Origin of the sequence: Aureimonas sp. Leaf454 (assembly GCF_001424685.1) — a bacterium.
Lineage (GTDB): Bacteria > Pseudomonadota > Alphaproteobacteria > Rhizobiales > Rhizobiaceae > Plantimonas.
The window spans coordinates 1-27000 of record NZ_LMQT01000024.1 but is presented as its reverse complement, the minus strand read 5'-3'; the positions used below and the strand labels follow the sequence as shown (position 1 = coordinate 27000).

25 protein-coding genes are annotated in these 27000 nt (G+C 67.8%); 19 read left to right on the top strand and 6 right to left on the bottom strand.

What is annotated here, in order from left to right; all coding sequences use genetic code 11:
- Positions 1-21: 21 nt before the first annotated feature.
- From ASG43_RS19440 to ASG43_RS19430, 3 genes are all read right to left on the bottom strand, one after another.
- Complete coding sequence (locus ASG43_RS19440; protein WP_056508475.1) at positions 22-663, bottom strand: hypothetical protein; 642 nt, start codon at positions 661-663, stop codon at positions 22-24.
- Positions 657-1454 carry a TPM domain-containing protein gene (locus ASG43_RS19435; protein ID WP_056508474.1) on the bottom strand — a complete coding sequence of 266 codons (798 nt, stop codon included), beginning with the start codon at positions 1452-1454 and terminating at the stop codon, positions 657-659. Before ASG43_RS19435 ends, ASG43_RS19440 begins: the two co-directional genes overlap by 7 nt.
- Positions 1455-1629: 175 nt before the next feature.
- Entirely contained in the window at positions 1630-2259 is a 630-nt protein-coding gene (locus ASG43_RS19430; protein ID WP_056508472.1) for a LemA family protein, read from the bottom strand.
- 196 nt (positions 2260-2455) lie between these two features.
- Here ASG43_RS19430 and ASG43_RS19425 point away from each other — a divergent pair, with 196 nt between their 5' ends.
- The 15 genes from ASG43_RS19425 (at position 2456) to lpdA (ending at position 19386) form a co-directional block, all read left to right on the top strand.
- Positions 2456-2737 carry a hypothetical protein gene (locus ASG43_RS19425; protein ID WP_056508470.1) on the top strand — a complete coding sequence of 94 codons (282 nt, stop codon included), beginning with the start codon at positions 2456-2458 and terminating at the stop codon, positions 2735-2737.
- Between the two features lie 5 nt (positions 2738-2742).
- A complete protein-coding gene (pdxY, locus tag ASG43_RS19420; RefSeq protein WP_056508468.1) occupies positions 2743-3636 on the top strand; it encodes a pyridoxal kinase PdxY in 894 nt (297 codons plus the stop codon).
- Complete coding sequence (locus ASG43_RS19415; RefSeq protein ID WP_244488166.1) at positions 3633-4445, top strand: DUF429 domain-containing protein; 813 nt, start codon at positions 3633-3635, stop codon at positions 4443-4445. Before pdxY ends, ASG43_RS19415 begins: the two co-directional genes overlap by 4 nt.
- Positions 4446-4709: 264 nt before the next feature.
- On the top strand, positions 4710-5369 hold the full coding sequence (locus ASG43_RS19410) for a carbonic anhydrase (RefSeq protein WP_056508466.1): 660 nt from the start codon (positions 4710-4712) through the stop codon (positions 5367-5369).
- A 355-nt stretch (positions 5370-5724) separates the two neighbouring features.
- Complete coding sequence (locus tag ASG43_RS19405) at positions 5725-6264, top strand: protease inhibitor Inh/omp19 family protein (protein ID WP_056508464.1); 540 nt, start codon at positions 5725-5727, stop codon at positions 6262-6264.
- 176 nt (positions 6265-6440) lie between these two features.
- A complete protein-coding gene (zapE, locus tag ASG43_RS19400) occupies positions 6441-7643 on the top strand; it encodes a cell division protein ZapE (protein WP_056508463.1) in 1203 nt (400 codons plus the stop codon).
- Between the two features lie 399 nt (positions 7644-8042).
- A complete protein-coding gene (gene mdh, locus ASG43_RS19395; protein WP_056508461.1) occupies positions 8043-9005 on the top strand; it encodes a malate dehydrogenase in 963 nt (320 codons plus the stop codon).
- An 88-nt stretch (positions 9006-9093) separates the two neighbouring features.
- Positions 9094-10284 carry an ADP-forming succinate--CoA ligase subunit beta gene (gene sucC, locus ASG43_RS19390; protein WP_056508460.1) on the top strand — a complete coding sequence of 397 codons (1191 nt, stop codon included), beginning with the start codon at positions 9094-9096 and terminating at the stop codon, positions 10282-10284.
- A gap of 202 nt (positions 10285-10486) precedes the next feature.
- The gene (sucD, locus tag ASG43_RS19385; RefSeq protein WP_056508458.1) at positions 10487-11389 is read left to right on the top strand and encodes a succinate--CoA ligase subunit alpha; all 903 of its coding nucleotides are present in this window, start codon (positions 10487-10489) and stop codon (positions 11387-11389) included.
- Between the two features lie 208 nt (positions 11390-11597).
- Positions 11598-14582, top strand: a complete 2985-nt coding sequence (locus ASG43_RS19380) for a 2-oxoglutarate dehydrogenase E1 component (RefSeq protein WP_056508455.1) — start codon at positions 11598-11600, stop codon at positions 14580-14582.
- A gap of 90 nt (positions 14583-14672) precedes the next feature.
- Positions 14673-15962, top strand: coding sequence for a 2-oxoglutarate dehydrogenase complex dihydrolipoyllysine-residue succinyltransferase (gene odhB / locus ASG43_RS19375; protein ID WP_056508453.1), 1290 nt, complete (start codon positions 14673-14675; stop codon positions 15960-15962).
- Between the two features lie 259 nt (positions 15963-16221).
- Positions 16222-16536, top strand: coding sequence for a DUF2442 domain-containing protein (locus ASG43_RS19370; protein ID WP_056508451.1), 315 nt, complete (start codon positions 16222-16224; stop codon positions 16534-16536).
- A 168-nt stretch (positions 16537-16704) separates the two neighbouring features.
- Complete coding sequence (locus ASG43_RS19365; RefSeq protein ID WP_056508449.1) at positions 16705-17466, top strand: SDR family oxidoreductase; 762 nt, start codon at positions 16705-16707, stop codon at positions 17464-17466.
- A 57-nt stretch (positions 17467-17523) separates the two neighbouring features.
- A complete protein-coding gene (locus tag ASG43_RS19360; protein WP_056508447.1) occupies positions 17524-17931 on the top strand; it encodes an MAPEG family protein in 408 nt (135 codons plus the stop codon).
- Positions 17932-17967: 36 nt separating this feature from the next.
- Positions 17968-19386, top strand: a complete 1419-nt coding sequence (gene lpdA, locus ASG43_RS19355; protein ID WP_056508445.1) for a dihydrolipoyl dehydrogenase — start codon at positions 17968-17970, stop codon at positions 19384-19386.
- A 116-nt stretch (positions 19387-19502) separates the two neighbouring features.
- Here the strand turns inward: lpdA and ASG43_RS22980 are convergent, their stop codons facing one another.
- Positions 19503-19673, bottom strand: a complete 171-nt coding sequence (locus tag ASG43_RS22980) for a hypothetical protein (protein ID WP_156386797.1) — start codon at positions 19671-19673, stop codon at positions 19503-19505.
- 243 nt (positions 19674-19916) lie between these two features.
- Here ASG43_RS22980 and ASG43_RS19350 point away from each other — a divergent pair, with 243 nt between their 5' ends.
- From ASG43_RS19350 to ASG43_RS19340, 3 genes are all read left to right on the top strand, one after another.
- A complete protein-coding gene (locus ASG43_RS19350; protein ID WP_056508443.1) occupies positions 19917-21098 on the top strand; it encodes an iron-containing alcohol dehydrogenase in 1182 nt (393 codons plus the stop codon).
- Between the two features lie 316 nt (positions 21099-21414).
- Positions 21415-22587 (top strand): histidine kinase dimerization/phosphoacceptor domain -containing protein, encoded by a 1173-nt coding sequence (locus tag ASG43_RS19345; protein WP_056508441.1) that lies wholly within the window; start codon positions 21415-21417, stop codon positions 22585-22587.
- Positions 22588-22616: 29 nt separating this feature from the next.
- On the top strand, positions 22617-23051 hold the full coding sequence (locus tag ASG43_RS19340) for a response regulator (RefSeq protein WP_162244748.1): 435 nt from the start codon (positions 22617-22619) through the stop codon (positions 23049-23051).
- A 242-nt stretch (positions 23052-23293) separates the two neighbouring features.
- Here ASG43_RS19340 and ASG43_RS19335 read toward each other — a convergent pair whose 3' ends face one another.
- Together ASG43_RS19335 and ASG43_RS19330 are read right to left on the bottom strand one after the other, a co-directional pair.
- Positions 23294-24445 (bottom strand): TraB/GumN family protein, encoded by a 1152-nt coding sequence (locus ASG43_RS19335; protein WP_082491067.1) that lies wholly within the window; start codon positions 24443-24445, stop codon positions 23294-23296.
- A gap of 124 nt (positions 24446-24569) precedes the next feature.
- The gene (locus tag ASG43_RS19330) at positions 24570-25517 is read right to left on the bottom strand and encodes a tyrosine recombinase XerC (protein ID WP_056508437.1); all 948 of its coding nucleotides are present in this window, start codon (positions 25515-25517) and stop codon (positions 24570-24572) included.
- Positions 25518-25868: 351 nt separating this feature from the next.
- Between ASG43_RS19330 and ASG43_RS19325 the strand changes: the two genes are divergently transcribed.
- Complete coding sequence (locus ASG43_RS19325) at positions 25869-26303, top strand: OsmC family protein (protein ID WP_056508434.1); 435 nt, start codon at positions 25869-25871, stop codon at positions 26301-26303.
- Positions 26304-27000: the final 697 nt, after the last annotated feature.

Below are 27000 nucleotides of genomic sequence, written 5' to 3'. Positions count from 1 at the left end.
GTCGAGCCGGACGACGCGCTGTCAGATCTCGACGATCCGGTCCGGCAGTTCGTTGCGGTCGCCGGGGCGGCCGGGAAAGTGCCGGGCGAGAAGACGGCCGGCGTCTTCGGCGGCGAGGACGAAGCCGTCGGCGAGGCGATCGGCGCCGGCCGCTTCCGTCAGGCGGTCGACCACGGCATCCCAAGCCTCCTGGGGAACCTTGGCGGCAATGCCGGAATCGGCGATGACCTCGGCATGGTGCTCGGCTTCGGAGACGAAGAGGAGGATGCCCGTCCGCGCCTCCGTCGCGTGGACGTTGTGCGACAGGAACTGCGCGCGGGCGAGACGCCTGGCATGGCGAAGCTGGACGCCGCGGGGCACGAGGAGCAGCCGGGACGCGGGGACGGCGATGAGCAGGCCGACAAGGGCGAGGGCGCCGAGCGCCTGCGCGAGCTCCAGCGCGAGGGCCGGCACCGGGATGCCGGCCGCGAAGAGGATCGTGGACGTGACCAGCCCCGCCGCGAGCGAGAAGGCGAGGGCGGTGGCCGTCGCCTGACCGAGATACGTGTCGCTGGAGCGTGCGAAGACGGCGAAGATCTCGCCCGTCGTTTCGGCCTCCGCCTGTCGGATCGCCTCGCTGATGCGGGCGTGGTCCGCCGGCGAGAATGTCAGTCGCTTCACCATGAACCGGACGAGCCTCCGCCGCCGAAAGACCCGCCGCCGCCCGAAAAGCCGCCGCCCGATGAACCGCCCGAGGACGAGCCGCTCGACCAGGACGATCCCCCGATCGCGATGCCCGATCCGCGCGTCGCCGTCGACGTCCAGTTGCGCCCGAGCCAGCGCCAGGTGTTGCGTCCGGTCTTGCGGCCGAAGATCCGGGCGAGGAAGGAGAGCATCCCGATGCCGATGATCACCGCCCAGACGAGGATGAAGAGCGCCATGGCGAGCGCGAATCCGGTGTCCTCGGCGCTCCAGTCCGCCCCCTCCTGGTTGCGTTCGGCGCGCGCCTCGAGCTCCGCGGCATTGCCCGACAGAACCTCGACGATGTCCTCGACGCCCGCCTCGATGCCGCCGGCATAGTCGCCGCTCTTGAAGCGGGGCACGATGGCGGTCTCGATGACGGTTCTCGCGATGGCGTCGGTCAGCTGGCCTTCGAGACCGTAGCCGACCTCGATCCGCACCTTCCGGTCGCCGGAGGAGACGAGGAGGATGACGCCGTTGTTCTCGCCGGCCTGACCGATCTTCCAGGCGCGACCGAGGGCGACCCCGAACTCCTCGATCGCGTAGCCCTGGAGATCGGGGACCGTCGCGACCACGATCTGGTCCGACGAGGTCGCCTCGAAGGATGCGAGCTTTTCCGTCAGCGCCGCTTCGGCGGCGGGTTCGATGAGGTTCGCCCCATCGACCACGCGCCCGGTCAGAGCCGGCAGTTCCTGGGCGGCGAGCGGGAGAGCGAGAAGGAGCAGGGCTGCCACCCCGAACCCCGCCCGGGAAAGAATTCCCGGACCCTTCTTTTCATTCGTCCGTCTTCGCGAGGGGCCGACGGTCCCTCGCGAAGACGGAAAGCGAAGAGGGATCCAAGGGACTTGTCCCTTGGCCGGGGGTGCGGGGGACGGCGTCCCCTGCTTTGTCTCGCCCAAAGCCGCCGCCTCAGTTGAACGTGACGGTCGGCGGCCTTGCGGCGGCCTCGTCGGCGGTGAAGGGCTGGAGGGGCTGGGCTTCGGGGTAGAAGATCGAGGCCCACCAGGAGCCGGGGATGGTGCGAAGCTCGGTGTTATAGACGCGCACGGCCTCGATGTAGTCGCGGCGGGCGACCGCGATGCGGTTCTCGGTGCCTTCGAGCTGGCTCTGGAGCGCGAGAAAATTGGCGTTGGATTTCAGGTCCGGATAGGCTTCGACGGTGGCGAGCAGGCGGCCGAGCGCCCCGGACAACTGCCCTTGCGCCTCCTGGAACGCCTTGATCGCGGCGGGGTCGGACAATTGGCTGGCGTCGATGTTGACGGAGGTCGCCTTGGCCCGCGCCTCCACGACGGCGGTGAGGACCTCCTTCTCCTGCGCGGCGAAGCCTTTCACCGTCTCGACGAGGTTCGGGATGAGGTCGGCGCGACGCTGGTACTGGTTCTGCACCTGGGCCCAGGCGGCCTTGGCCTGTTCCTCGTAGGTCGGCACGTTGTTGATGCCGCAGGCGGACAGGAGCGGCAGGAGAAGGGCGAGGAGACCGAGGACGACGGCCCTTGGCGAGGGCGCGCGGGAGACGGCGATCGAAGGGATGAACGGCATGTCGAGGCTCCGGTCTCAGCCGCGCCGCGGAAGCGGCACCGGCAACCCCGGCGCGATGACGGTCGCCGGACCCGTTCTATAGCGCGGCGCCGGTTTTCGCGACAGGGGCAAGCCGGGACGGGCGAGGGGACCGCCGCACGGGGACGGGCCGTCGCGATCCCTTGCCCTTTGCCGGCTTTTCCGTCAGGCTTCCCGCATGACAAAGACGTTGGACAGGCCGGGCGCCCGGCAGCCGCACGAGGAGGCGGGGGTCGCTGAATCCCGTGCCATCCTGCGGCGCGTCCGCCAGGAGACCGAGCCGCAGGTCGGTGCCGGCACGATGGGGATGCTCGGCGGGATCGCCGGCCACTTCGCCGCGCGCGACGCCGATCCCGCCGACCGGATCGAGGTGGTCGGCATGCGGATCGGGCGGCTTCTGGGCTTCGTCGCCTTCCTGGCCCTGGCCGTCCTCCTGGCCTCCCAACTCCTCTACGACTGAGCGCCATGTCCATGACGACCCCGTCCGACCGCCGCGACAAGCCGGCGGTGATTTCGGTGTCCAGCCATGTCGCGCGCGGCACGGTCGGCAATCGCGCCGTCGTCTTCGCGCTGGAATCGCTCGGGCATCCCGTGTGGAGCGTGCCGACGGTGACGCTGCCTTGGCATCCCGGCCGCGGACCGGCGACGCGGATCGTGGCGTCGGCCGAGGATTTCGCGGGCCTGATGGCGGACCTGTGCAACGCACCCTGGCTCGGCGAGGTCGGCGCGATCGTGACGGGCTATTTCGGCGCCTCGAACCAGGTGGAGCCGGCCGCTCGGCTCGTCGAGGCGGTGAAGGCGGCGAACCCGCAGGCGCTCTACCTCTGCGATCCCGTGACCGGCGACGGCGGGCGGCTCTACCAACCCGAGGAAACGCTGGAGGGGATCCGCGACCGACTGATGCCGCTCGCCGACATCGCGACGCCGAACCGGTTCGAACTGGAATTCCTGACCGGCCTCGAATTTTCCGACAACGCGCATCTCATCGATGCCGCGATGGCGCTCGGACCGCAGACGGTGGTCGTCACCTCGGCCTTTCCCTTGCTGCGCGGCGGCATCGGCAACCTCCTCGTGGACGGCACGCATGCGCTGCTCGCCGAGCACCGCCAGATCGACAATGCGCCGAACGGGCTGGGGGATCTCACCTCGGCGGTCTTCCTCGCCCGCATCCTGTCGGGCGCGACGCCGGAGAAGGCGCTGCAGACGACGACCGCCGCGGTCTACGAGATCCTCGCGCGGACCACCAAGCGCGGCGCGGACGAGCTGACGCTGGAAACCGACGCGGAAAGCCTGAAGCATCCGATGGCCATGGTGCAACTGCGCCGTCTCGGCCTGCCGCACGGCAACCGCCGGGCGTGAGCGAAACGACGTCGGGCGCGGGACGCGGGGCGGCGGAGGAGGGCGTGGCGCCGCTGGCGGTCGGCGTGGACGGCTGCCGGGCCGGCTGGATCGCCATGATGCGCCGGACGGCGGACGAGGCGCCGGTGACGCGGGTCTTTCCGCGCTTCGACTTCCTGCTCGACGGGACCGGACCGGGCGCGGTGATCGCCGTGGACATGCCGATCGGCCTGCCCGAGCGGATCGAGGGCGCGGGACGGGCGGCGGAGAAGGCGGTTCGCCCGCTCCTCGGCGAGCGGCAGTCGAGCGTCTTCTCGATTCCGGCGCGGGCCGCCGTCGAGGCGGGGGCGGGACCGTTCCGCTCCGAGCTCCACCGCCGCGAGTGCCACGCCGAGGCCTGCCGCATCGCCGAGCGCCTGTCGCATCCGCCGCGCCGGATCTCGATCCAGGGCTTCGGCCTGTTTCCCAAGATCCTGGAGATCGACCGGCTGCTCGCCGCCGATCCCGCACTGGCGGATCGGGTGATCGAGAGCCATCCGGAATTCGCCTTCCGCGTCCTCAACGACGGCGCCGCGATGCGCCTGCCCAAGAAGATCAAGGGTCAGGTGAACCCCGCCGGACTGGAGGAGCGGCGCCGGTTGCTCGTCGCCTGCGGACTGCCGCGGGCGCTCCTCTACGCGCCGCCGCCGGCGGGCGCGGGACAGGACGACCTTCTCGACGCCGGCGCGATGCTCCTCGTCGCCGAGCGGTACCGGGCCGGCGTGGCGCGCGCCCATCCCGAGCCGCCCGAGCGCGACGCCAGAGGCCTGCCGATCGCGATCTGGGCCTGAGGGACCGCGTCTTCCGACCGACCTTCCGACCGACAGCGGATCGTCCCATTCGATCCGCCGCCGGCCCCGACGCCCCGCCGTGATCCGCCCGTCGGCGCTCGCTTTCGTCCCCCTCCCGGGCCGAGCGCCTCCGCCGTCGCACGGGGCTCGAGACCCAAGGTCGGGGCGGTGCGGACGCCCTCTTCTTCCGCCGGCGGGCGACGGTCGCGCGATGGGAATCAATCCAGATTGTCGCGGACGCTGCAATGCGGTAGGACCAATCCCATGGAGATCCTGCCCGCTTCGCTCCTCGACGGCCACAAGGCCTTCATGTCCGGCCGCTACCGGACGGAAGAGCAGCGATATCGCGTTCTCGCCGAAGCCGGGCAGGAACCCAAGACCCTCGTCATCGCCTGCTGCGACTCCCGCGCCGCACCCGAGACCATCTTCGACGCGGCGCCCGGCGAGCTCTTCGTCATCCGCAACGTCGCCAATCTCGTGCCGCCCTACGAGCCGGACGGAGAATACCATTCGACCTCGGCCGCGCTCGAATTCGCGGTTCAGGCGCTGAAGGTCGAGCATATCGTCGTGCTCGGCCACGGCCGCTGCGGCGGCATCAAGGCCGCGCTCGCGCCGGGTTCGGCGCCGCTGTCGCCGGGCGACTTCATCGGCAAGTGGATGAGCATGGTCGAGGCGCCCGCGCGCATGGTGATGGCGAACGAGCTGATGACGGCGGGCGAGCGCCAGACGGCGCTGGAGCGGATCTCCATCCGCTTCTCGCTGGCCAATCTGCGCACGTTCCCCTGCGTGTCGATCCTGGAAGGCAAGGGCCGCCTGACGCTGCACGGCGCCTGGTTCGACATCTCGACCGGCGAGCTTTGGGCGATGGACCCCGAAACCGGCGATTTCAAGCGTCCGGTCACCGATATGAGCCTGGTCGACTGAACCCGGCCTCGCGCCGGGCGGGACGAGGCATCGAGACGCCCGCACCTCGCTGGCGATGCGCTCAGTGTGGCGCACTGATCGATTTTGGCACGCAATCCACGCTGGAAGCGCTTTCTCGGCGCATTGCGACTTGCGAAGCCTGTCGAACCTCCGCTTTAACAGAGAGTGAACAGGTCGTTCGACGCCGCTTCGTTCCACAACGGGACGGCGAGTGGCGCCGAGCGGCGGACGAAGGGGCACGAGGCGGTCCCGGACCGGCATCCTGAAGGCCCGATCGGCATCAGGACCGGTGCGGAGAACGCCGACACGCGCATCCGAGCCAGGGGCCGGAGCCGTGGCGAAGGGAAGTTGAGCGATGACGCGGACGATCACCACGAGCGCAATTCTCGCGCTGGCACTGGCGGCGGCAGGTTGTGCCTCGACCTCGGAGCCCGCGCGGATCAGCGAGATGCGGCCGGAACCGCTGCGGCCCGCGCCGACGGGTCAGGTCGCATCCAGCCAGCTGCCGCCGCCGCCGGCTCCGCCGCCGCCGGTGGCCGCCGCGCCCGTGACGCCCCCGCCGGTTACCGAGACGCCGGCCGCCACCACGGCCCCCGTGCAGACGGCCTCGGCCGCGCCGGTCTCGCGCGACGGGCTCGTCGGGGCCTGGAAGGTCTCGTCCGGCGGCGGGAACTGCCAGATCTTCATGGCGCTCACCAAGTGGACCGGCGGCTACCGCGCCGCGTCGCGCGGCTGCCCCGGACAGGTCGCGGACGTCTCGGCCTGGGACGTGTCCGGCAGCCAGGTCGTCTTGAAGGATTCCAGCGGCACGACGGTCGCCAACCTCTCCAATTCCGGCGGCACGCGCTATGACGGCACGACCTCCGGCGGACAGGCGATCAGCCTCTATCGCTGACGGCCGGTGGGCACCGGCCGCGCGCCGCCGTGCCCGCGCATGCCGCTCGCGCCCGAAACGCCGGCCGGAAGCGGCCGGCGATCCTGCCTTCCCCCTTTCGACCCGCCAGGGCCGCGCTCCCCATCCCCCGGCGGCTGAACCGGAGCGCCGTCTTCGCTCCGCGGCTGGAGCCCGACATGCCGACCTCATCGCGACCCACCGATGGTTCCCCACGCTCCGGTCCCGTGCGCGCGGCGCTCGACCGGCTCGTCGCCTCGGGCGAGATCGAGCCCGACGTCGCGCAGCGCCGCCTCGCGGACCGGTTGGACCAGCTCGACAAGGCCCTGTCCGCCTCCACGCTCGCCGCCAAGTCGAGCGCGCTCGGCTGGCTCTTCGGGCGGGCCAAGGCGCCCGAACCCGTGCGCGGCGTCTACATCCATGGCGATGTCGGCCGCGGCAAGACCATGATCATGGACATGTTCTTCCGCTCCGCCACCGTGCAGCCCAAGCGACGGGTGCATTTTCACGCCTTCATGGCGGATGTGCACGACCGGATCGGAGCGCACCGCGAGGCGGTGAAGGCGGGCACGGCGAAAGGCGACGATCCGATGCCGCCGGTCGGCGCTTCGATCGCGTCCGAGGCCCGGCTTCTCTGCTTCGACGAATTCACCGTGACCGACGTCGCCGACGCGATGATCCTGTCGCGGCTCTTCAAGGTTCTCTTCGCCGAAGGCGTGGTGCTCGTCGCGACCTCCAACGTCGCGCCCGACGATCTCTATCGCAACGGGCTCAACCGGCCGCTCTTTCTGCCCTTCGTGGACGATCTGAAGCAGCATGCCGACGTGGTGCGGCTGGACGCGGCGACCGACTACCGCATGGCGACGCTCGGCTCGGCCGATCTCTACGTCACGCCGCTCGGCGCGGACGCAACGGCGCGGGTGGACGCGATCTGGAGTCTTCTTCTCGACGGGCAGAAGGCGTCGCCGGCCTCGCTCTCGGTGAAGGGCCACACCGTGCCCGTGCCGCGCGCGGGCAACGGCGCGGCCCGCTTCACCTTCGACGACCTCATGCGCCGTCCGGTCGGCTCGCAGGACTTCCTCGCCATCGCCAAGCGCTTCCACACCGTGGTCCTCGACGGCGTGCCGGTGATGGGCGAGGGCGAGCGCAACGAGGCCAAGCGCTTCATCACCCTCGTCGACACGCTCTACGACGTCGGCCGCCGCATCGTCGTCTCCGCCGCGGCGCCGGCCGAGGACCTCTATGTCGGGCGACAGGGGGCGGAGGCCTTCGAGTTCGCCCGGACCATCTCGCGCCTCAACGAGATGCGCACGGACGAGTATCTCGCCGCGCACGAGGTCGCCCCGCCGGGCGGAGCGGGCGCGTCGATCCCGGCGCGATGATGCCGATGCCATCTCCGGCAGAGGTCGGGCGGCCATTCTCGTCGCCCGATCGAGAGAGCGCATGAAATTTTCGCTACCATGCCCAAGCGAAGCTTCGTCTTGATCCGCATAACGAATCACTCTTCCGTTTACGTCAATGCCACATGTTCTAACCGGTTGAATTCGCTGTAGCGTCCGTGTGACGGTTGAATTTGACGCGTTCTCGGCCTATTCCCTTCCGGCGTTGCCGGTTCGACGGGCACGAGCGCGGCGACGATGCCGCGTCCGTCGGCGCAGGCGCTCCCGGACCGTTCCTCGGGACGGGTCCGGCGTGAAACGCCAGGGGATGGTCGCCGGGTTTCCGGCGTCGATTCCCGAACGGCAGCAACGATCTCCCCCGCAAAGGACGAGCAGGACAAGATGGCCCGCAACAAGATCGCACTCATCGGCTCCGGAATGATCGGCGGCACGCTCGCCCATCTCGCGGGTCTCAAGGAACTCGGCGACATCGTCCTCTTCGACATCGCGGAAGGCACGCCCCAGGGCAAGGCGCTCGACATCGCGCAGTCCGGCCCGGTCGAGGGCTTCGACGCCAAGCTCTCCGGCGCCAACGACTATTCCGCGATCGAGGGCGCCGACGTGTGCATCGTCACCGCGGGCGTTCCGCGCAAGCCCGGCATGAGCCGCGACGATCTTCTCGGCATCAACCTCAAGGTCATGGAGCAGGTCGGCGCCGGCCTCAAGAAGTACGCGCCGAACGCCTTCGTCATCTGCATCACCAACCCGCTCGACGCGATGGTCTGGGCGCTGCAGAAGTTCTCGGGCCTGCCGAAGAACAAGGTCGTCGGCATGGCCGGCGTCCTGGATTCCGGCCGCTTCCGCACCTTCCTCGCCGAGGAGTTCAAGGTCTCGGTCGAGGACGTCACCGCCTTCGTGCTGGGCGGCCACGGCGACACGATGGTGCCGCTGACGCGGTATTCGACCGTCGCGGGCGTGCCGCTGACGGACCTCGTGAAGATGGGCTGGATCACGGCAGAACGCCTGGAAGAGATCGTCCAGCGCACCCGCGACGGCGGCGCTGAGATCGTCGGCCTGCTGAAGACCGGCTCGGCCTATTACGCGCCGGCCGCATCCGCGATCCTGATGGCCGAGAGCTATCTGAAGGACAAGAAGCGCGTCCTGCCCTGCGCCGCCGCCCTCAAGGGCGAGTACGGCCAGAAGGACATGTATGTCGGCGTGCCCTGCGTCATCGGCGCGGACGGCGTCGAGCGCGTGATCGAGATCGAGCTCATCGGCGACGAGAAGGCGCAGTTCGAGAAATCGGTCGCCTCCGTGCGCGGGCTCATGGAAGCCTGCGAGGGCATCGCGCCGAACCTGAAGTGATCGAGGAGCCGGGCGGAGACGCCCGGCTTTTTCAGCCTTTGACGCAGAGCGCCGCCAGCGCCGCTTCCTCCACCTTCCGAGAGATTTCATGAACATCCACGAGTATCAGGCCAAGGACGTCCTCAAGAGCTTCGGCGCGCCGGTCGCCGCCGGCGTTCCGATCACCTCCGCCGACGAGGCCGAGGCCGCGGCCCGCCAGCTGCCGGGCCCGCTCTACGTCGTGAAGAGCCAGATCCATGCCGGCGGGCGCGGCAAGGGCAAGTTCAAGGAGCTCGGTCCCGACGCCAAGGGCGGTGTCCGGCTCGCCAAGTCGATCGAGGAAGCGGTCGCCCACGCCAAGGAAATGCTCGGCAACACGCTCGTCACCAAGCAGACGGGCGAGGCCGGCAAGCAGGTCAACCGCCTCTACATCGAGGACGGGGCCGACATCGAGCGCGAGCTCTACCTCTCGATCCTCGTCGACCGCTCGGTCGGCCGCATCGCCTTCGTGGTCTCCACCGAGGGCGGCATGGACATCGAGACGGTGGCCCACGACACGCCGGAGAAGATCATCAACGTCCCGATCGATCCGGCTCAGGGCGTGACCGACGAAGACGCGGGCAAGCTCTGCGACGCGCTCGGCCTGACGGAGAAGGCGCGCGAGGACGGGATGCTGCTCTTCCCGATCCTCTACCAGGCCTTCACCGAGAAGGACATGGCGCTCCTCGAGATCAACCCCTTGATCGTGATGACGAACGGGCGCCTTCGCGTGCTCGACGCCAAGGTCTCCTTCGACGGCAACGCGCTCTACCGGCACGACGACATCAAGGCCCTTCGCGACGAGAGCGAAGAGGACGCCAAGGAGATCGAGGCCTCCAAGTTCGACCTCGCCTATGTCGCGCTCGACGGCGACATCGGCTGCATGGTCAACGGCGCGGGCCTCGCCATGGCGACGATGGACATCATCAAGCTCTACGGCAAGGAGCCGGCGAACTTCCTCGACGTCGGCGGCGGCGCCAACAAGGAGAAGGTCACCGCGGCCTTCAAGATCATCACCGCCGATCCCAACGTGAAGGGCATCCTCGTCAACATCTTCGGCGGCATCATGAAGTGCGACGTGATCGCGGAAGGCGTGGTCGCCGCGGTGAAGGACGTCGGCCTCAAGGTCCCGCTGGTCGTGCGCCTGGAGGGCACGAACGTCGATCTCGGCAAGAAGATCCTGAACGAGAGCGGCCTCGCCATCACGGCGGCGGACGACCTCGACGACGCCGCGCAGAAGATCGTGGCGGCGGTCGGCTGAGGCAAGACCGAGACGGCGGGAGGAGCGATCGCCATCGGACGGACAGGCCGGGCGCAACGTCCCGGCTCTCCTTTGCCCCGATGCGCCGGCGTTCCTCGCGCCGCACCGTTTCCACGGCCAGACAGCACGGGTTCGATCCCTGGCGCCGGCCGCATCACCTGATTTCGAAGCGCGGCTTCAAGTTTCATCCTTAGGGGACCTCATGTCCATTCTCGTCGACAAGAACACCAAGGTCATCGTGCAGGGCCTGACCGGCAAGACCGGCACGTTCCACACCGAGCAGGCGCTGGCCTATCACGGCACGCAGATGGTCGGCGGAACGCATCCGAAGAAGGGCGGCGAGACGTGGACGGGATCGAAGGGGGAGACGCTCCCGATCTTCGCCTCCGTCGCCGAAGCCAAGGACAAGACCGGCGCGGATGCCTCCGTGATCTACGTTCCGCCGGCCGGCGCCGCCGCCGCGATCCTCGAGGCCATCGAGGCCGAGATCGGGCTGATCGTCTGCATCACGGAAGGCATTCCGGTCATGGACATGGTGAAGGTCAAGGAGCGGCTCGACCGGTCCGCCTCGCGCCTCATCGGACCGAACTGCCCGGGCGTGCTGACGCCCGACGAGTGCAAGATCGGCATCATGCCCGGCAACATCTTCCGGAAAGGTTCGGTCGGCATCGTGTCGCGCTCGGGAACCCTCACCTACGAGGCGGTGTTCCAGACGACGAACGAGGGTCTCGGCCAGACGACTGCGGTCGGCATCGGCGGCGATCCGGTGAAGGGCACCGAATTCATCGACATGCTGGAAATGTTCCTCGCCGACGACGCGACGGAATCGATCATCATGATCGGCGAGATCGGCGGTTCGGCCGAGGAAGAGGCCGCGCAGTTCATCGCCGACGAGGCCAAGCGCGGCCGCCGCAAGCCGATGGCCGGCTTCATCGCGGGCCGCACGGCACCGGCGGGCCGCACGATGGGCCATGCCGGCGCGGTCGTCTCGGGCGGCAAGGGCGGCGCGGAGGACAAGATCGCGGCGATGGAGGCCGCGGGCATCCGCGTCTCGCCCTCGCCGGCGCGCCTCGGCAAGACGCTGGTGGAAGTTCTGAAGGGCTGATCCGTCCTGCGGCGCGAGGGATCGATCGATCTTGCGCGCCGGCCGGCAAAAGGCCGGAATTCGGGGCGAGGGGACGGGATGGCGGGACCCGCTTGTATCGGGGATCCCCGCAGGAGTGAACGGCCACCGGTGCGGACGAGGACCTTCCGCCGGTGGTCAGCGATGAACCTCAAGGAGACGGCGCCTCGACCGGCGCCCCGCAACGCACATGGCACGTGATCCGGCGAACGACATCTTCGCACAGACCTCCTTCCTCTACGGCGGCAACGCCGACTACATCGAGGGCCTCTATGCGGCCTACGAGAAGGACGCGACCTCCGTCGCGGCCGAATGGGCCGACTTCTTCCGGGAACTGAAGGACGAGAAGGCGACCGTCCTCAAGAACGCCGAGGGCGCGTCCTGGGCGAAGCCCGGCTGGCCGATCCAGGCCAATGGCGAACTCGTCTCCGCGCTCGACGGGGACTGGGGCGCCGTGCAGGCCAAGGTCGAGACCAAGGTCAAGGAGAAGGCCAAGGACGCGGGCGTCGAGGTCGCGGCCTCCGGCGTGACGCAGGCGACGCAGGATTCGGTCCGCGCCCTGATGCTGATCCGCGCCTATCGCGTGCGCGGCCATCTCCACGCCAAGCTCGACCCGCTCGGCATCGCCGCCCAGCCCGACAACGACTACAACGAGCTGTCGCCGAAGTCCTACGGCTTCACCGAGGCCGACTACGACCGCAAGATCTTCATCGACAACGTCCTCGGCATGGAGTTCGCCACGCTCCGCCAGATGGTGGACATTCTCGAGCGGACCTATTGCTCGACGCTCGGCATCGAGTTCATGCACATCTCGAACCCGGCCGAGAAGGCCTGGATCCAGTCGCGCATCGAGGGCGCCGACAAGGGCGTGACCTTCACGCCGGAGGGCAAGCGCGCCATCCTCAACAAGCTGATCGAGGCCGAGGGCTTCGAGAAGTTCATCGACGTCAAGTACAAGGGCACCAAGCGCTTCGGCCTCGACGGCGGCGAGGCGCTGATCCCGGCGCTCGAACAGATCATCAAGCGCGGCGGCCAGCTCGGCCTCAAGGAAATCGTCTTCGGCATGGCCCATCGCGGCCGCCTGAACGTGCTCGCCCAGGTCATGGGCAAGCCGCATCGCGCGATCTTCCACGAGTTCAAGGGCGGCTCCTACAAGCCCGAGGACGTCGAGGGCTCCGGCGACGTGAAGTACCATCTCGGCGCTTCGGCGGATCGCGAGTTCGACCAGAACAAGGTCCACCTCTCGCTCACCGCCAATCCGTCGCATCTGGAAATCGTCAATCCCGTCGTCATGGGCAAGGCGCGCGCCAAGCAGGACGCGATCCTGGGGCGCACGCGCACCGAGATCGTGCCGCTCGAGGTGCGCGCCAAGGTCATGCCGCTGCTGATCCACGGCGACGCCGCCTTCGCCGGCCAGGGCGTCGTGGCGGAGTGTTTCGGCCTGTCGGGCCTGCGCGGCCACCGCGTCGGCGGCACCGTGCACTTCATCATCAACAACCAGATCGGCTTCACCACCAATCCGCGCCTGTCGCGCTCCTCGCCCTATCCGTCCGACGTCGCCAAGATGGTGGAGGCGCCGATCTTCCACGTGAACGGCGACGATCCGGAAGCGGTGACCTACGCGGCCAAGATCGCGGCCGAGTTCCGCATGACCTTCCACAAGCCGGTGGTGGTCGACATGTTCTGCTATCGCCGCTTCGGCCACAACGAGGGCGACGAGCCGGGCTTCACGCAGCCGATCATGTACAAGGTGATCCGCCAGCATCCCTCGACGCTGGAGATCTATTCCAAGAAGCTCGTCGCGGAAGGCACGGTCAGCCAGGCCGAGGTCGACGCGCGCAAGGCCGAATGGCGCAAGCATCTGGAAGACGAGCACGAGGCGGGTCAGGCCTACAATCCGAACAAGGCCGACTGGCTGGACGGCGCGTGGTCCGGCCTGCGCCGGGCCGAGCAGGAGGACGAGCCGCGCCGCGGCGTGACCGGCGTTCCCCTGAAGACGCTGCGCGAGATCGGCGGCAAGCTGTCGAAGGTGCCGGAGGGCTTCAACGTCCACAAGACGATCCAGCGCTTCCTCGACAACCGCTCCAACGCCATCGAAACCGGCTCGGACATCGACTGGGCGACGGGCGAGGCGCTCGCCTTCGGCACGCTCGTGACGGAAGGCTATCCGGTTCGGCTGTCGGGTCAGGATTCCGAGCGCGGCACGTTCAGCCAGCGTCACTCCGTGCTCTACGACCAGGAGGACGAGACGCGCTACGTGCCGCTCGCCAACCTCGCCAAGGGGCAGGCGATCTACGAGGTCATCAACTCGATGCTCTCGGAAGAGGCGGTGCTGGGCTACGAATACGGCTATTCGCTCGCCGAGCCGAACGCGCTGACGCTCTGGGAGGCGCAGTTCGGCGATTTCGTGAACGGGGCGCAGGTCGTGATCGACCAGTTCATCTCGTCCGGCGAAGCGAAATGGCTGCGCATGTCGGGCCTAGTCATGCTCCTGCCGCACGGCTACGAGGGCCAGGGTCCGGAGCATTCCTCGGCGCGTCTGGAGCGCTTCCTGCAGGCCTGCGCGCAGGACAACATGCAGGTCGCCAACATCACGACGCCGGCGAACTACTTCCATGCGCTGCGCCGCCAGGTGAAGCGCGACTTCCGCAAGCCGCTGATCCTCATGACGCCGAAGTCGCTGCTCCGCCACAAGCGGGCGGTGTCGGACCTCTCCGAAATGTCCGGCGACACGTCCTTCCACCGCCTCCTCTGGGACGATGCGGAGATGAAGAAGGACGCGGGCATCAAGCTCGTGAAGGACGCGAAGATGAAGCGCGTCGTGATGTGCACCGGCAAGGTCTATTACGACCTCTACGAGGAGCGCGAGAAGCGCGGCATCGACGACGTCTACCTGCTCCGGCTCGAGCAGCTCTATCCGTTCCCGGCCAAGGCCCTGATCGGCGAGCTTTCGCGCTTCAAGCAGGCGGAGATGGTCTGGTGCCAGGAGGAGCCCAAGAACATGGGCGCCTGGAGCTTCATCGATCCCTATCTCGAATGGGTGCTGGAGCATATCGGCGCCAGCAAGCGGCGCGTGCGCTATGCCGGCCGCGCCGCGGCGGCCTCGCCGGCCGCGGGCACCATGTCGAAGCATCTCTCGCAGCTCGCCGCCTTCCTCGAGGAAGCGCTCGGCTGAGCCGACCCGACGCAAGGGCTCCGGCAGATCCTGCCGGAGCCGCTTCCCATTTCGCAAGCCGCCCCCTTCGCTGAAAGAACGAGCATCCCGATGAGCACCGAAATCAAGGTCCCGACGCTGGGCGAATCCGTCACCGAGGCGACGGTCGGCCAGTGGTTCAAGAAGATCGGCGATCGCGTCGAGCAGGACGAGACGATCGCCGAACTCGAGACCGACAAGGTCACGGTCGAGGTTCCCGCGCCGGCCGCCGGCATTCTCGAGGACATCTCGGTGAAGGACGGCGAGACGGTCGCAGTCGGCGGCATTCTCGGCTCGATCGGCGCCGGCGACGGCGCGGCGGCCTCCAAGCCTGCCGCGGCACCCGCTCCCGCGCCGGCCGCCGCACCCGCACAGGCCGCAGCACCCACGCAGACCGCCGATTACGGCGGCGGCGCGAAGGCCGACCCGGCACCCGCCGAGGCCGGTTCATCCGCCGCGAAGGGTCCGGCCATGCCGGCTTCTCCCTCGGCCGGCAAGATCATGACCGAGAACAACCTGTCCGAGGGCGCCGTCGAGGGATCGGGCCGCCGGGGCCAGGTCCTGAAGGGCGACGTCCTCGCCGCGATCGCGCGCGGCGCGCCGTCTTCCACGCAGGAGAAGCCGGCCGCAGCACCCCGCGCGGCCTCGCCGGCCGCCGATGGCCCGCGCGAGGAGCGGGTGAAGATGACGCGCCTGCGCCAGACCATCGCCAGGCGTCTCAAGGACGCCCAGGACACGGCGGCCATGCTCACCACCTTCAACGAGGTGGACATGACGGCCGTCATGCAGCTGCGCGCCAAGTACAAGGATCTCTTCGAGAAGAAGCACAAGGTGAAGCTCGGCTTCATGGGCTTCTTCACCAAGGCGGTCTGCCATGCGCTGAAGGAGATCCCGGCGGTCAATGCCGAGATCGACGGCACCGATCTCATCTACAAGAACTATGCCCATATCGGCGTCGCGGTCGGGACCGAGAAGGGCCTCGTCGTGCCGGTCGTGCGCGATGCCGACCAGATGGGCATCGCCGAGATCGAGAAGGAGATCGGACGCCTCGGGCTTCTCGCCCGCGACGGCAAGCTCGGCGTCTCCGACATGCAGGGCGGCTCGTTCACGATCTCGAACGGCGGCGTCTACGGCTCCCTGATGTCGACGCCGATCCTCAACGCGCCGCAGTCGGGCATTCTCGGCATGCACAAGATCCAGGAGCGCCCGGTCGCCATCGGCGGCAAGGTCGAGATCCGGCCGATGATGTATCTGGCGCTCTCCTACGATCACCGGATCGTCGACGGCAAGGAAGCGGTGACCTTCCTCGTGCGCGTCAAGGATTCGCTGGAGGACCCGGAGCGGCTCGTCCTCGATCTCTGAGAGATCATGCCGACAGTCGCCTTTCGTCGGCGGCCTCCCGATCGTGATCTTTTGCGAAGGATCACGATCCGCCACGCTTTCCTGCTCTCGTCGGCGAGACGAGCGTGAGGATGATCATCGCTACGGACACCGTCATGGTTGATGGCGGCCCGATCGCGATGGAACGCACATGGGCGCGGTGGCTCGATGGCCATCGCGGCGATATGATGAGAGCTTGGAACGACATCGGGGCCGGTCGCCGACCCGAGGGGATCGCGTGATGACCTATCGCATCCAGCAGGCTCGCGCCGTCGACGGCCTCCGACTGGAGATCGTCTGGATCGATGGATTGAAGGGTGTGGTGGATTTCGGACGCTTCGTCCGTAAGGTGCCGGCCTCTGCGCCGTTGCGGGATCCCGCAGTGTTTCGCGACGTGCGGCTCTACGAATACGGACATTCCAACGATTGGATCGGTCACGACGGAGCAGACATCGATATCTGCCCGGATGTGCTTCGGGCGGAAGTGGATCCGGAAGCGGCGGCGTGGATCCGCCGCGTGGAAGCAGACGCGGATCGCCCGTCCGCAGCCGAGTAGCGGTTGAGCCGCAGCGATTGGCCGTCGCTTCCACGAGACGGTGGAGCGACTGTCCGATCGACACAGTTCGCACATTTTGGTCCGACGCGTGGCGCTTAGGCCGAGGAAAACTTATGACCCCATCGATCGACGCCTTCGCCGCCTGCGAGCTTGCGACGGAGAGAATGCATGGGTGATCGCGGCGTCCTTCTCGTCACCGGCGGATCGCGCGGCATCGGGGCGGCGGTGTGCCGGCTCGGGGCCAGGGACGGCTACGACGTCGTCGTGAACTACGCGGCCCGTAAGGATGCCGCCGAGGCACTGGTGGCGGAGATCGAGGCCGGCGGCGGGCGGGCCGTCGCGGTTCGAGGCGATGTCGGGGTCGAAGCCGACATCCTGTCGCTCTTCGAAGCCGCGGACCGGTTCGGGCGGCTCGCCGTTCTCGTCAACAATGCCGGGATCGTCGATCTGCCGCAGGCGCTCGCCGACATGAGTGCGGCGCGGCTGGAGCGGATGTTCCGCGTCAACACGATCGGCTCGATGCTCTGCGCCCGCGAGGCGGTCAAACGGATGTCCACGCGGCGTGGGGGCGCGGGCGGGGCGATCGTCAACCTCTCCTCGGCCGCGACCAAGCTCGGCGCGGCCGGCCAGTATGTCGACTACGCGGCCTCGAAGGGCGCCATCGACACGTTCACGATCGGGCTCGCCAAGGAACTCGCGACCGAGGGCATCCGCGTCACCGCCGTGCGTCCCGGCATCATCGAGACCGAGATCCACGCCTCCGGCGGGCTGCCCGACCGGGTGCGCGACATCACGCCGAGCCTGCCCATGCAGCGGCCGGGAACGGCGGAGGAGGTGGCCCGCGCCGTGCTCTGGCTCGCTTCGGAGGCGGCCAGCTATTCCACCGGCGCGATCCTCGACGTTTCGGGCGCCCGGGCGATTCTGCCCTAGATCAGGGATGATCGCCTGCTTCTGCCCGCAAAGGGCGCCAAATCCGAGGACCACAGCATGGACAGTTTCATTCCGCTTTCGACCGAACTCGCCCTTCTCGGCTGGTCCGTGGTGCTGCTTCTCGTCCATGTGGCCCTGCAGGGACAATTGGCGACCGCCGAGCGCGGCCTGGGCTGGAACGCCGGCGCCCGCGACGGCGAGGCCAAGCCCCTCGGTCCGATGGCCGGCCGCGCGGAACGGGCGTTGAAGAACTTTCAGGAGACCTATCCGGCCTTCGTCGCGCTGGCGCTCGGCCTTGCCGTCACCGGTCGCACCGGTGGCATCGGCGAGACCGGCGCATGGCTTTGGCTCGTCGCGCGGATCGTCTACATTCCGCTCTACCTCTTCGGCATTCCCTATATTCGCAGCCTCGCCTGGGCCGCGTCCCTGCTCGGGCTGGTGCTGATGCTCATCCGCTTTCTCTGAACCCTTTCCCATCCTTCAAAAAGAACGCGAACTCCCATGTCCGACACGCCATCCTACGATCTCGTCGTCATCGGCTCCGGCCCCGGTGGCTATGTCTGCGCCATCAAGGCCGCGCAGCTCGGCCTGAAGGTCGCCGTCGTCGAAAAGCGCAAGACCTACGGCGGCACCTGCCTGAACGTCGGCTGCATTCCGTCCAAGGCGCTGCTTCACGCGTCCGAAATGTTCGCGCAGGCGGGGCATTCCTTCGGCGAGCTCGGCATCAAGGTTCAGCCGGAGCTCGACCTCCCCGCCATGCTCGGCCACAAGGACAAGACGGTGAAGGCCAATGTCGACGGCATCGCCTTCCTCTTCAAGAAGAACAAGATCGACGGCATCATCGGAACGGGACGCATCAAGGCCGCCGGCACGGTCGAGGTGACCGCCGAGGACGGCGGGACGAAGGTGCTGCAGGCCAAGGCGATCTGCATCGCGACGGGCTCCGAGGTCGCGGGCATTCCCGGCGTCGACGTCACCTTCGACGAGACGACGGTGGTCTCGTCCGACCATGCGATCGCGCTGAAAGCCGTGCCCCAGCATCTCGTCGTCGTCGGCGGCGGGGTGATCGGGCTCGAACTCGGCTCGGTCTGGTCGCGCCTCGGGGCGAAGGTCACGGTCGTCGAATATCTCGGAAAGGTGCTCGGCGGCATGGATGCCGACATCTCCAACGCCTTCCAGAAGCTGCTCGCCAAGCAGGGCGTCGAGTTCAAGCTGAACGCCAAGGTGACGAAGGTCGAGAAAACCGGCGCGGGCGCTTCGGTGACGTTCGAGCCGGTGGCGGGCGGCGCGGCGGAAATCCTCGAAGCCGACGTCGTGCTCGTGGCGACCGGCCGCAAACCCTATACGGAGGGCCTCGGTCTCGGCGAGCTCGGCATCGCCATGGACAAGGCGGGCCGCGTCGAGATCGACGACCATTTCCAGACCAGCGTGAAGGGCGTCTATGCCATCGGCGACGTGGTGCGCGGGGCGATGCTCGCCCACAAGGCGGAGGACGAGGGGGTCGCGCTCGCCGAAATCCTCGCCGGACAGGCCGGGCACGTGAACTACGGGACGATCCCGTCCGTCGTCTACACCTCGCCCGAGGTCGCCTCCGTCGGCAAGACGGAAGAGGAGCTGAAGAAGGACGGCGTCGCCTATCGGACCGGCAAGTTCAACTTCACCGCCAACGGCCGCGCCCGCGCGATGATCGCGACGGACGGCTTCGTGAAGATCCTCGCGGATGCCGCGACCGACCGGGTGCTGGGCGTCCACATTCTCGGCCACAGCGCCGGCGACCTCATCGCGGAAGCGGCGGTTCTGATGGAGTTCGGCGGCTCGGCCGAGGATCTCGCCCGCACCAGCCATGCCCATCCGACCCTGTCGGAGGCCGTGCGCGAGGCGGCCTTCGCGGCCTTTTCCGGCAAGCCGATCCACGCCTGAGGCGGTCCGGCGGGATCGATTCGATCCCGTCCGGGGCGTTCACCAACGAAGAAGGGCCCGGGGCGGACAGCCTCGGGCCCTTCTTCGTTGGTGCATCGTCCGTGCCGAAGGACCGATCAGCCCTTCTCGCCGGAGATCCCGGGCATGGCCACGGTGTCCGCGGTGATGATCGGGGTCGAGGTCCCGGAATCGGCGGTGTTGTTGTGGCCGCGGCATTCGGCCAGCGCCGGCGCGGAGGCGGCGGCGAGGAGGCCGAGGGCGAGGGTCGCGCTCATCCATGTCTTCATGCTGCAAATCTCCTGTGGCTGGGTCGTCCGGAGAAGTCTGTGCCTCGCAGACGGGTCGGGCAAGAGCTGCGCGTTCACGATGACGGGAGTCCGCCCCGGCCGGCTCGCCCGTTCCGCCCGGAGCCTGCCAAGCCTCGCCATGCCCGGCCAACTCCCGTGACGCCCGGCCGGTGCCGGGCGATCGTCTCGACGCGAGGTCGGAACGGCGTTATCGCGGTGGCGTTCTGCAGGAGTACCAGCGCCATGCAACCGCCTTCCGTTCAGACGTCGTCGCGGCCCTTCGAGTTTCGCACCGTTCCCGCCATCGCGGTCGAATGGTCGGGGGCGCAGCGGCTCGGCGCACGCCTCGCGCCGCGCTTCGCCCCGCGTCGGGCGCTCCTCGTGACCGATCGGGGCCTCGTCCAAGCGGGCCTCATCGAGCCGATCGCAGGAGATCTCCGGGCGCATGGCTTTTTTGTCGCGGTCTTCGATCGGGTCGTGGCCGATCCGCCGGAGACGGTGCTTCTCGCCTGCGTGGACGAGGGGAAGGCGGCGGGCGCCGACATCGTGATCGGGATCGGCGGCGGGTCCTCGCTCGACGTCGCCAAACTCGCCGCCGTGCTCCTCGCCGCCGACCAGCCCCTGTCGGCGCTCTACGGAATCGACCGGATCGCCGGATCGCGCCTGCCGCTCGTTCTCCTCCCCACGACCGCCGGCACGGGTTCGGAGGTGACCAACATCTCGATCCTCACGACGGGGGAGACGACCAAGACGGGCGTGGTCGCGCCGCAGCTCTATGCCGACCACGTGCTGCTCGATGCCGAGCTGACCTTGGGCCTTCCCGCGATTCACACGGCTGCGACGGGGATCGACGCCATGGTGCACGCGATCGAGGCCTATACGAGCCGCCACCGCAAGAATCCCGTGTCGGATGCGCTGGCTCGGGAGGCTCTGCGGCTGCTCGCGGCCCATCTCGTGCCGGCGTGCCGCGACGGCTCGAACCGGCCGGCGCGGGAGGCCATGCTTCTCGGCGCGATGCTGGCGGGGCAGGCCTTCTCCAATGCGCCGGTGGCCGCCGTCCACGCACTGGCCTATCCGCTCGGCGGCCGCCATCACATCCCGCACGGTCTCTCCAACGCGCTCATGCTGGGGCCGGTGCTCGCATTCAACGCCTCGGCGGCAGGGCCCCTCTACGCCGAACTCGCCACCGTGATCGGCGCCGGAAGCGGGCCCGGTGCGGAAGCGGGGGCCGAAGCCTTCATCGCAGCGATGACGAGATTGATGGACGAGAGCGGCGCGCCGCGTCGGCTGCGCGATGTCGGCGTGACGCAGGATGGACTGCCGCTTCTGGCCGCCGATGCCATGCAGCAGACACGGCTCCTCCAGAACAATCCGGTCGAGGTCACGCCGTCGGACGCGCTGGCGCTCTACCGCCAAGCCTTCTGACGCGACGCAGCCGCGGGCTCGACGTGATCGACGGGCTCCGGGACGTGACAGGAAGCCGCCGTGACAAGACAGGGGCTGCGGCAAAGACGGGCCGAGACTGAAATCCGTTCTCGCCGACGGGTGGCAGCTTTCATTCGGCCGACTGACATAACGTCGCGGAAATTTCAAACGTACAACTTACGAACACGCCAATGTTCTTGATTTAACACTGCCGAAGGGGTTCTTTGTCCGTCATATAAGCATTATTTCTTATTTCTTACGTGAATGCTAAATTTGTACACATATCTTTGCGTAATGGCCGGGTCGAGGATCGTCTATGGAAAAATCAGACGCGTGGCTCTTGACCGAGACCCTGAACGTTCAGCATGGGCAGGCCGATCCGTTTTCCGCTGCGATCCGTGCGACACGCATGCCCATGATCGTCACGGATCCTCACGGGGTCGACAATCCCATCATCTTCGCCAACGATGCCTTTCTGGAGATGACGGGCTACAGCCGACCAGAGGTCAACGGTCGCAATTGCCGCTTCCTCCAAGGTCCCGACACCGACCCGGCGACGGTTCGCAAGATCCGCGACGCCCTCGCCCGGGGAGAGGACATCGCGGCCGACATCCTGAACTACCGGAAGGACGGAACGTCCTTCTGGAATGGTCTCTACATCAGTCCCGTGCACGACATGCACGGGAAGATTCAGTACTTCTTCGCCTCGCAGATCGATGCGAGCGAGCGCAAGCGGCTTGAACTGAACGCGATCAATCTCCAGAGCGACCTGGAGCGACTCGTTTCGATCCGGACGCGAGAGCTCGAGGATGCCCTCGATTCCAGCACGCGCCTCGTCGCCGAGTTCGACCAGCGCGTGCGAACCCGCACGAAAGAGCTCGAAGAGGCGCTGTCCACCAGTCATCTGCTTCTGCATGAGGTCGATCATCGTGTGAAGAACAATCTCCAGATGATCAGCGCCATGCTGATGCTCCAGTCGATGAGCATTCCGGACGAGAAGATCAAGAATACGCTGCAGGAGATGTTGGAGCGGGTCGAGGCGATGGGCCTCGTGCACAAGCGTCTCTACCAGTCCGAAAGCATCACGGATTTCGATCTCGGCGAATTCACGCGAGAGATCGCGGCCAATCTCGTCGGTGCGTCGGGACGAAGCGACATCGACCTGATCCTCGAGACGCAGATGATCAAGATCAAGGCGGACGATGCGGCATCGGTGGCCCTGGTGATCAACGAAATGATCACGAATGCCTTGAAGCATGCGTTTCCGGCGGGACGATCCGGCGATCTCAGGGTCAGCGTCAGGCCCATCGAGGCGGCCTACGAGATCGCCATCCAGGACAACGGCATCGGAATGCACCATTCGACCTCGCGGGGAACCGGGTTCGGCCATACGCTGATCGAAACATTGGTTCGCCAACTGCGCGCCAGCATCGAGTGGATCCCCATTTCTCCGGGCACGTGTGTTAGGTTCATGCTTCCGATTCATTGATAGCCATCCCGGGCATGAACGCACCCAGCTTGCAGATTCTGATCGTCGAGGATCAACTCCTGATCGCCCGGCAAGTCGAAATGATCGCATCGGCGGCGGGGCATTCCGTCGTCGGGATCGCAACGACCCTCGGCGAGGCCTGCCGCCTGGCGATCGAGGCGGAACCCGATATCGCCTTCGTGGATCTCAGCCTGGCCGACGGGGTCACCGGCCCGGCCATCGGCCAGTTCATTCACCAGAACTGCAAGACCAAGGTCGTCTACACGACGGCGAACGTGCGACGCCTGCCCGAGGATTTCGCCGGAGCGTTCGGCGTGTTGGAGAAGCCCTTCACGAAGGGCGATCTCCTCTCGGCCCTCGCTTATCTCGTCGCGGCGATCCGAGGCGTGCACAGGCCCGAAACGATCTCGAGCCGATTGAGGCTGCCCCGGACGAACCTTCTGGTCGCCGAGGAGATCGGCTGAACCGAGCGCCGGCGATCCGCGCGCTCCCGCCGGCCTCGAGGGCATTTCGAGATGTCCCGGGCGTCGAGGATGTCCTCACGCTGCGCCCGCCTCGCGTCGCGCCGAACGTTGCGCAAACGACGCGACCGGCCGATCGGTCCGGGATGGCGCCGAGGATCGGCGCCGCGGCGCCGGGAGCCCAGGGCGTCTTCGGCCTTCCCCGCTGCCCCGTTCCGTTCTCGGGCCCCGTGCTTCGCCGGCGATCAGTCCGCCCGCGTCACCCTGTAGCCGGCCTTGCGCAGCAGCTCGACGAGGCCGGTCCGACCGGGAAGATGCAGCGCGCCCACCGCGACGAACGTGCCGCCATCCGCCGAGAGGATCGGCTGCAGGCGCTCCGCCATGAGGACGTTTCGCTTCTCCACGATGCGATCCTCGAACTCGGCATAGGCGGCGACCGATTCGGCCGGGACGTCCGAGAGCGGCATCGCGGCTTCCGCCACGGCCGAGATCATCGCGATGTCGCCGGACAGGTAGAGCTCGATCATGGATTCGAAGATGCCCGGCATGTCGGGCTTCAGCTCCAGCATGGCGAGAAGGCTCGAGACCTGGAGGTCCATCGAGAGCGAGGCCATGGCCTCGACCTGCTCGATCGCCGTTTCCAGACCGAGCACCGGCTTGCCCGCCGCCTTGGCGCGGCTCGCGAGCGAGACGTCGAGGACCTCCGCGCCGCTTTCCTGCCGGGCGGCCTCGCAGGGCGGCAGGAGCAGGCCGACGGAGAAGAACCAGGGCTGAAGCCGCTCCACGGAGCCGAAGGGAATGCCGTATTCGTCGAGCTTCGCCTCGATGCGGGTTCTCACCTCGGGCGCCAGATAGTCGTCGAGCGTCTTGCCGGCCGGAAGCGTCAGGAGATCGGGCCGGGCGAGAACGGCAAGGCTCGCGTCCTTGCCGCCGAGAATGTCCGTGGTCTCGATGACCAGCCGATCGGCGCCCGCCAGAGCCGCGTCCGCCTGCGGCTCCAGCGCCAGCACGCGCGGATCGGTCATGTGCATGGTGCCGTAGAGGAAGGAAGGCTTGAGCCCCTCGCGCTCCACGCGGAAGAGCTTTCCCCGACCGTTCGGCTCGGCTTCCGCCTCGGCGGCGAGCGGCGCAAGGCGCTCGGAGCCTTCGAGCCGGGACAGAAGGCTCTCGGCGCGGCAATCGGCGCCCGATGCGGGTTTCGGCGTCTGCGCGCGCGCGGGCAGGACGAAGCCGGCGACGAGGACGGCCGCGAGGAGCAGCGCGGGAAAGCCGAGGGCGAGGGCGAGGACCCCGCGCCGGACCCGCTCGAGGCCGGGTCGAAGGCTCGCCGACGAGGGCAGGACCCGATCGGACAGGCGCGCCGGGACGAAACGGCGCGGGGGGAGAATCGTCGGCATGGGCGAGGTCCGCGGAGAGAAGTCATTCAAAGCTTAGGGCCGCAATGCGACCAAAGCCTGAAGATGGCCTTGCCCATTCGATGGAGGATGCCTTTCCGCCTGCCTGCGGTGCCGCGCGCCGCCGTCAGCGGCGGGCGCGGGGATGGGCGCTCTCGTAGACCTCCATCAACCGTGCGCCGTCGACCCCGGTATAGACCTGGGTCGTCGACAGGCTGGCATGGCCGAGAAGATCCTGGATCGTGCGGAGATCACCGCCCTTGGCCAGAAGATGCGTCGCGAAGGAGTGGCGCAGAGCGTGCGGCGTCGCGGTCTCGGGAAGGCCGAGATAGCCTCGGAGCTTCTGCATCTCGCGCTGGACGATCTGCGGCCGGAGCGGGCCGCCGCGCGTGCCCCGGAAGAGCGGCTCGCCCGCGACGAGATCGAAGGGGCAGAGGCGACGATAATCCGCCACGGCGGCGAGCACGACCGGCAGCAGCGGCACCAGCCGCTCCTTGCCGCCCTTGCCGGTGACGCGGAACGAGCGCGCGGCCGGGTCGGCCAGCGCATCGCCGGGCAGGTCCAGAGCTTCCGAGATGCGCAGGCCGCAGCCATAGAGAAGCGTCATCACGGCCGAGTTGCGCGCGGAGACCCAGGGCAGCGTGCCGAGCGCGCCGCCGTCTTCCGCCACCGCCAGCGCATCGCCGACGCTCAAGGGGCGCGGCAGGCTTTTGGGTTGCTTGGGCGCGCGCATGGCGCGGGGACCCGCCGCGGAGGCGAGGCCCCGTTTCTCGAGGTGACGCACGAAGGAGCGCACGCCCGCCAGCCCGCGGCCGAGCGTCTTCGCGCCCGCGCCGTCGCGACGCCGATCCGCAAGAAACGCCCGCAGATCCGACGGCTTCAGGTCCGCGAGATCGCCGAGCGACGCCGGACGCCCGTGATAGCCGGTGAGAAAGCCGAGGAACTGCCGGACGTCCCGCTCATAGGCCTCGACGGTGTTGGGACTCGCGCGGCGCTCCTCCTCCAACGCGCGCAACCAATCCCCCTTGTGCCCGAGAAGGTCCGGCGTCGCGCAGATCAGGAACGGCTGTGTCATGGCGGGATCGCTTCTCGGTCGAAGGTCGGGGCGGGCAACGCGTTGCCGAAGGCGGAACAGGCTGCCGCAGCATGATGCGCGACGCATTACGCTCCCGTGAAGGCCATGGCACTGCCACGAAGGACACCGGCCTCGCGTCACGAGAAGAGCACCGCCCGAGGCATCGGCTCGCCACGTGACGAGATGGGCGCCGCGCTGCAGGAAAGGCCAAGCGGCGGCGCGTCGCCCGGCGGACATTCCGTGCCGGAGGGAACGCTCGAACCCGCATGGAGTTGGTGACGCGACGGGATGCGCGAGCGCGCCTTTGGCGCAGACGACGCTGCCCCCGACCCACCTGGAAAGGACACCATCATGAAACGTCATGCAAACGCGGTCTGGCACGGCGCCCTCGGCGACGGCAAGGGCACGATCACCACGCAGTCGGGCGCTCTCTCCGAGCACGGCTATTCCTTCAAGGCGCGATTCGAGGACGAGAGCGGCAAGTCCGGCACCAATCCCGAGGAGCTGCTCGCCGCAGCCCATGCCGGCTGCTTCGCGATGCAGCTCTCCCACTTCCTCGCCGAAAACGGCACGCCCGCGACGAGCTTGAACGCCCGCGCGGTGGTGAGCGTCGAACAGGTGTCCGGCGGGTTCGAAATCAAGCAGAGCACCATCACGCTGGAAGGCGAGGTTCCCGGTGTCGACGACGCCACGTTCCAGGCGCTCGCCCGGAAGGCGAAGGAGGGATGTCCGGTGTCGAAGGCCCTCGGCGCGATCGAGGTGACGCTGGACGCCCGCCTGGTCTGACGATTCCGTCGATCCGAAAGGATCGGGGAACGAGCGAGCGGGTGGCCGGCAAGGCCGCCCGTACGGCGCACGAAGTGCCGCTTCTGCCGGGATCACGGCACGCTTTCCGCGCTTTGGCATGTCCTCCTGGGTGTCATGTTTCCGACACGGTGCGGGATCGCCTTGGCGCCGTCGGTCTGATTTTGCGTGTTAGAACAGCNCGACGACCTGCAGGATGTCGCGCAGGTGCGCAGGCGTTTGAGCCGTGCCGACAGGCGCTTTCCGCGCTTTGGCATGTCCTCCTGGGTGTCATGTTTCCGACACGGTGCGGGATCGCCTTGGCGCCGTCGGTCTGATTTTGCGTGTTAGAACAGCGCCTTACGAAATTTGCGCTGTTGGCGTCGATTTCCTGATTTTGGTTGTTGACTTGGTTTGGGTGGTTATCCTATAAACCGCTCATCGACGGGGCGGCGCCGGCGGCGAGCGAAAGAGTTCGCTCTTGTGTCAGCGGATCGAAGTGATCTGGCCTTGTTGAGTGTGATTGAAACGATCCGAGATCATCGGGATGTTTCCAGGATTTTTTGCGGCTGACGCTGCATGGATCCGCCGGCGGAGTTTTCCGCCGTGTTTTTTGACAATTGCAGAGATGAGAAGAAAGAGAGACGTGGGCGGCGGTTAGCTTCTTACGGGGTCTTGGGGGTCGCTTCCTTGGTGGCTT

Bases quoted from the DNA above. Each gene is read 5' to 3' on its own strand.
- ASG43_RS19370 (WP_056508451.1), top strand. From the start codon at position 16,222: ATGACCTATCGCATCCAGCAGGCTCGCGCCGTCGACGGCCTCCGACTG.
- mdh (WP_056508461.1), top strand. From the start codon at position 8,043: ATGGCCCGCAACAAGATCGCACTCATCGGCTCCGGAATGATCGGCGGC.
- sucC (WP_056508460.1), top strand. From the start codon at position 9,094: ATGAACATCCACGAGTATCAGGCCAAGGACGTCCTCAAGAGCTTCGGC.
- ASG43_RS19335 (WP_082491067.1), bottom strand. From the start codon at position 24,445: ATGCCGACGATTCTCCCCCCGCGCCGTTTCGTCCCGGCGCGCCTGTCC.
- odhB (WP_056508453.1), top strand. From the start codon at position 14,673: ATGAGCACCGAAATCAAGGTCCCGACGCTGGGCGAATCCGTCACCGAG.
- ASG43_RS19365 (WP_056508449.1), top strand. From the start codon at position 16,705: ATGGGTGATCGCGGCGTCCTTCTCGTCACCGGCGGATCGCGCGGCATC.
- ASG43_RS19325 (WP_056508434.1), top strand. From the start codon at position 25,869: ATGAAACGTCATGCAAACGCGGTCTGGCACGGCGCCCTCGGCGACGGC.
- ASG43_RS19440 (WP_056508475.1), bottom strand. From the start codon at position 663: ATGGTGAAGCGACTGACATTCTCGCCGGCGGACCACGCCCGCATCAGC.
- ASG43_RS19425 (WP_056508470.1), top strand. From the start codon at position 2,456: ATGACAAAGACGTTGGACAGGCCGGGCGCCCGGCAGCCGCACGAGGAG.
- ASG43_RS19430 (WP_056508472.1), bottom strand. From the start codon at position 2,259: ATGCCGTTCATCCCTTCGATCGCCGTCTCCCGCGCGCCCTCGCCAAGG.
- ASG43_RS19410 (WP_056508466.1), top strand. From the start codon at position 4,710: ATGGAGATCCTGCCCGCTTCGCTCCTCGACGGCCACAAGGCCTTCATG.
- ASG43_RS19330 (WP_056508437.1), bottom strand. From the start codon at position 25,517: ATGACACAGCCGTTCCTGATCTGCGCGACGCCGGACCTTCTCGGGCAC.
- zapE (WP_056508463.1), top strand. From the start codon at position 6,441: ATGCCGACCTCATCGCGACCCACCGATGGTTCCCCACGCTCCGGTCCC.
- ASG43_RS22980 (WP_156386797.1), bottom strand. From the start codon at position 19,673: ATGAAGACATGGATGAGCGCGACCCTCGCCCTCGGCCTCCTCGCCGCC.
- ASG43_RS19360 (WP_056508447.1), top strand. From the start codon at position 17,524: ATGGACAGTTTCATTCCGCTTTCGACCGAACTCGCCCTTCTCGGCTGG.
- sucD (WP_056508458.1), top strand. From the start codon at position 10,487: ATGTCCATTCTCGTCGACAAGAACACCAAGGTCATCGTGCAGGGCCTG.
- ASG43_RS19350 (WP_056508443.1), top strand. From the start codon at position 19,917: ATGCAACCGCCTTCCGTTCAGACGTCGTCGCGGCCCTTCGAGTTTCGC.
- ASG43_RS19380 (WP_056508455.1), top strand. From the start codon at position 11,598: ATGGCACGTGATCCGGCGAACGACATCTTCGCACAGACCTCCTTCCTC.
- pdxY (WP_056508468.1), top strand. From the start codon at position 2,743: ATGTCCATGACGACCCCGTCCGACCGCCGCGACAAGCCGGCGGTGATT.
- lpdA (WP_056508445.1), top strand. From the start codon at position 17,968: ATGTCCGACACGCCATCCTACGATCTCGTCGTCATCGGCTCCGGCCCC.
- ASG43_RS19345 (WP_056508441.1), top strand. From the start codon at position 21,415: ATGGAAAAATCAGACGCGTGGCTCTTGACCGAGACCCTGAACGTTCAG.
- ASG43_RS19405 (WP_056508464.1), top strand. From the start codon at position 5,725: ATGACGCGGACGATCACCACGAGCGCAATTCTCGCGCTGGCACTGGCG.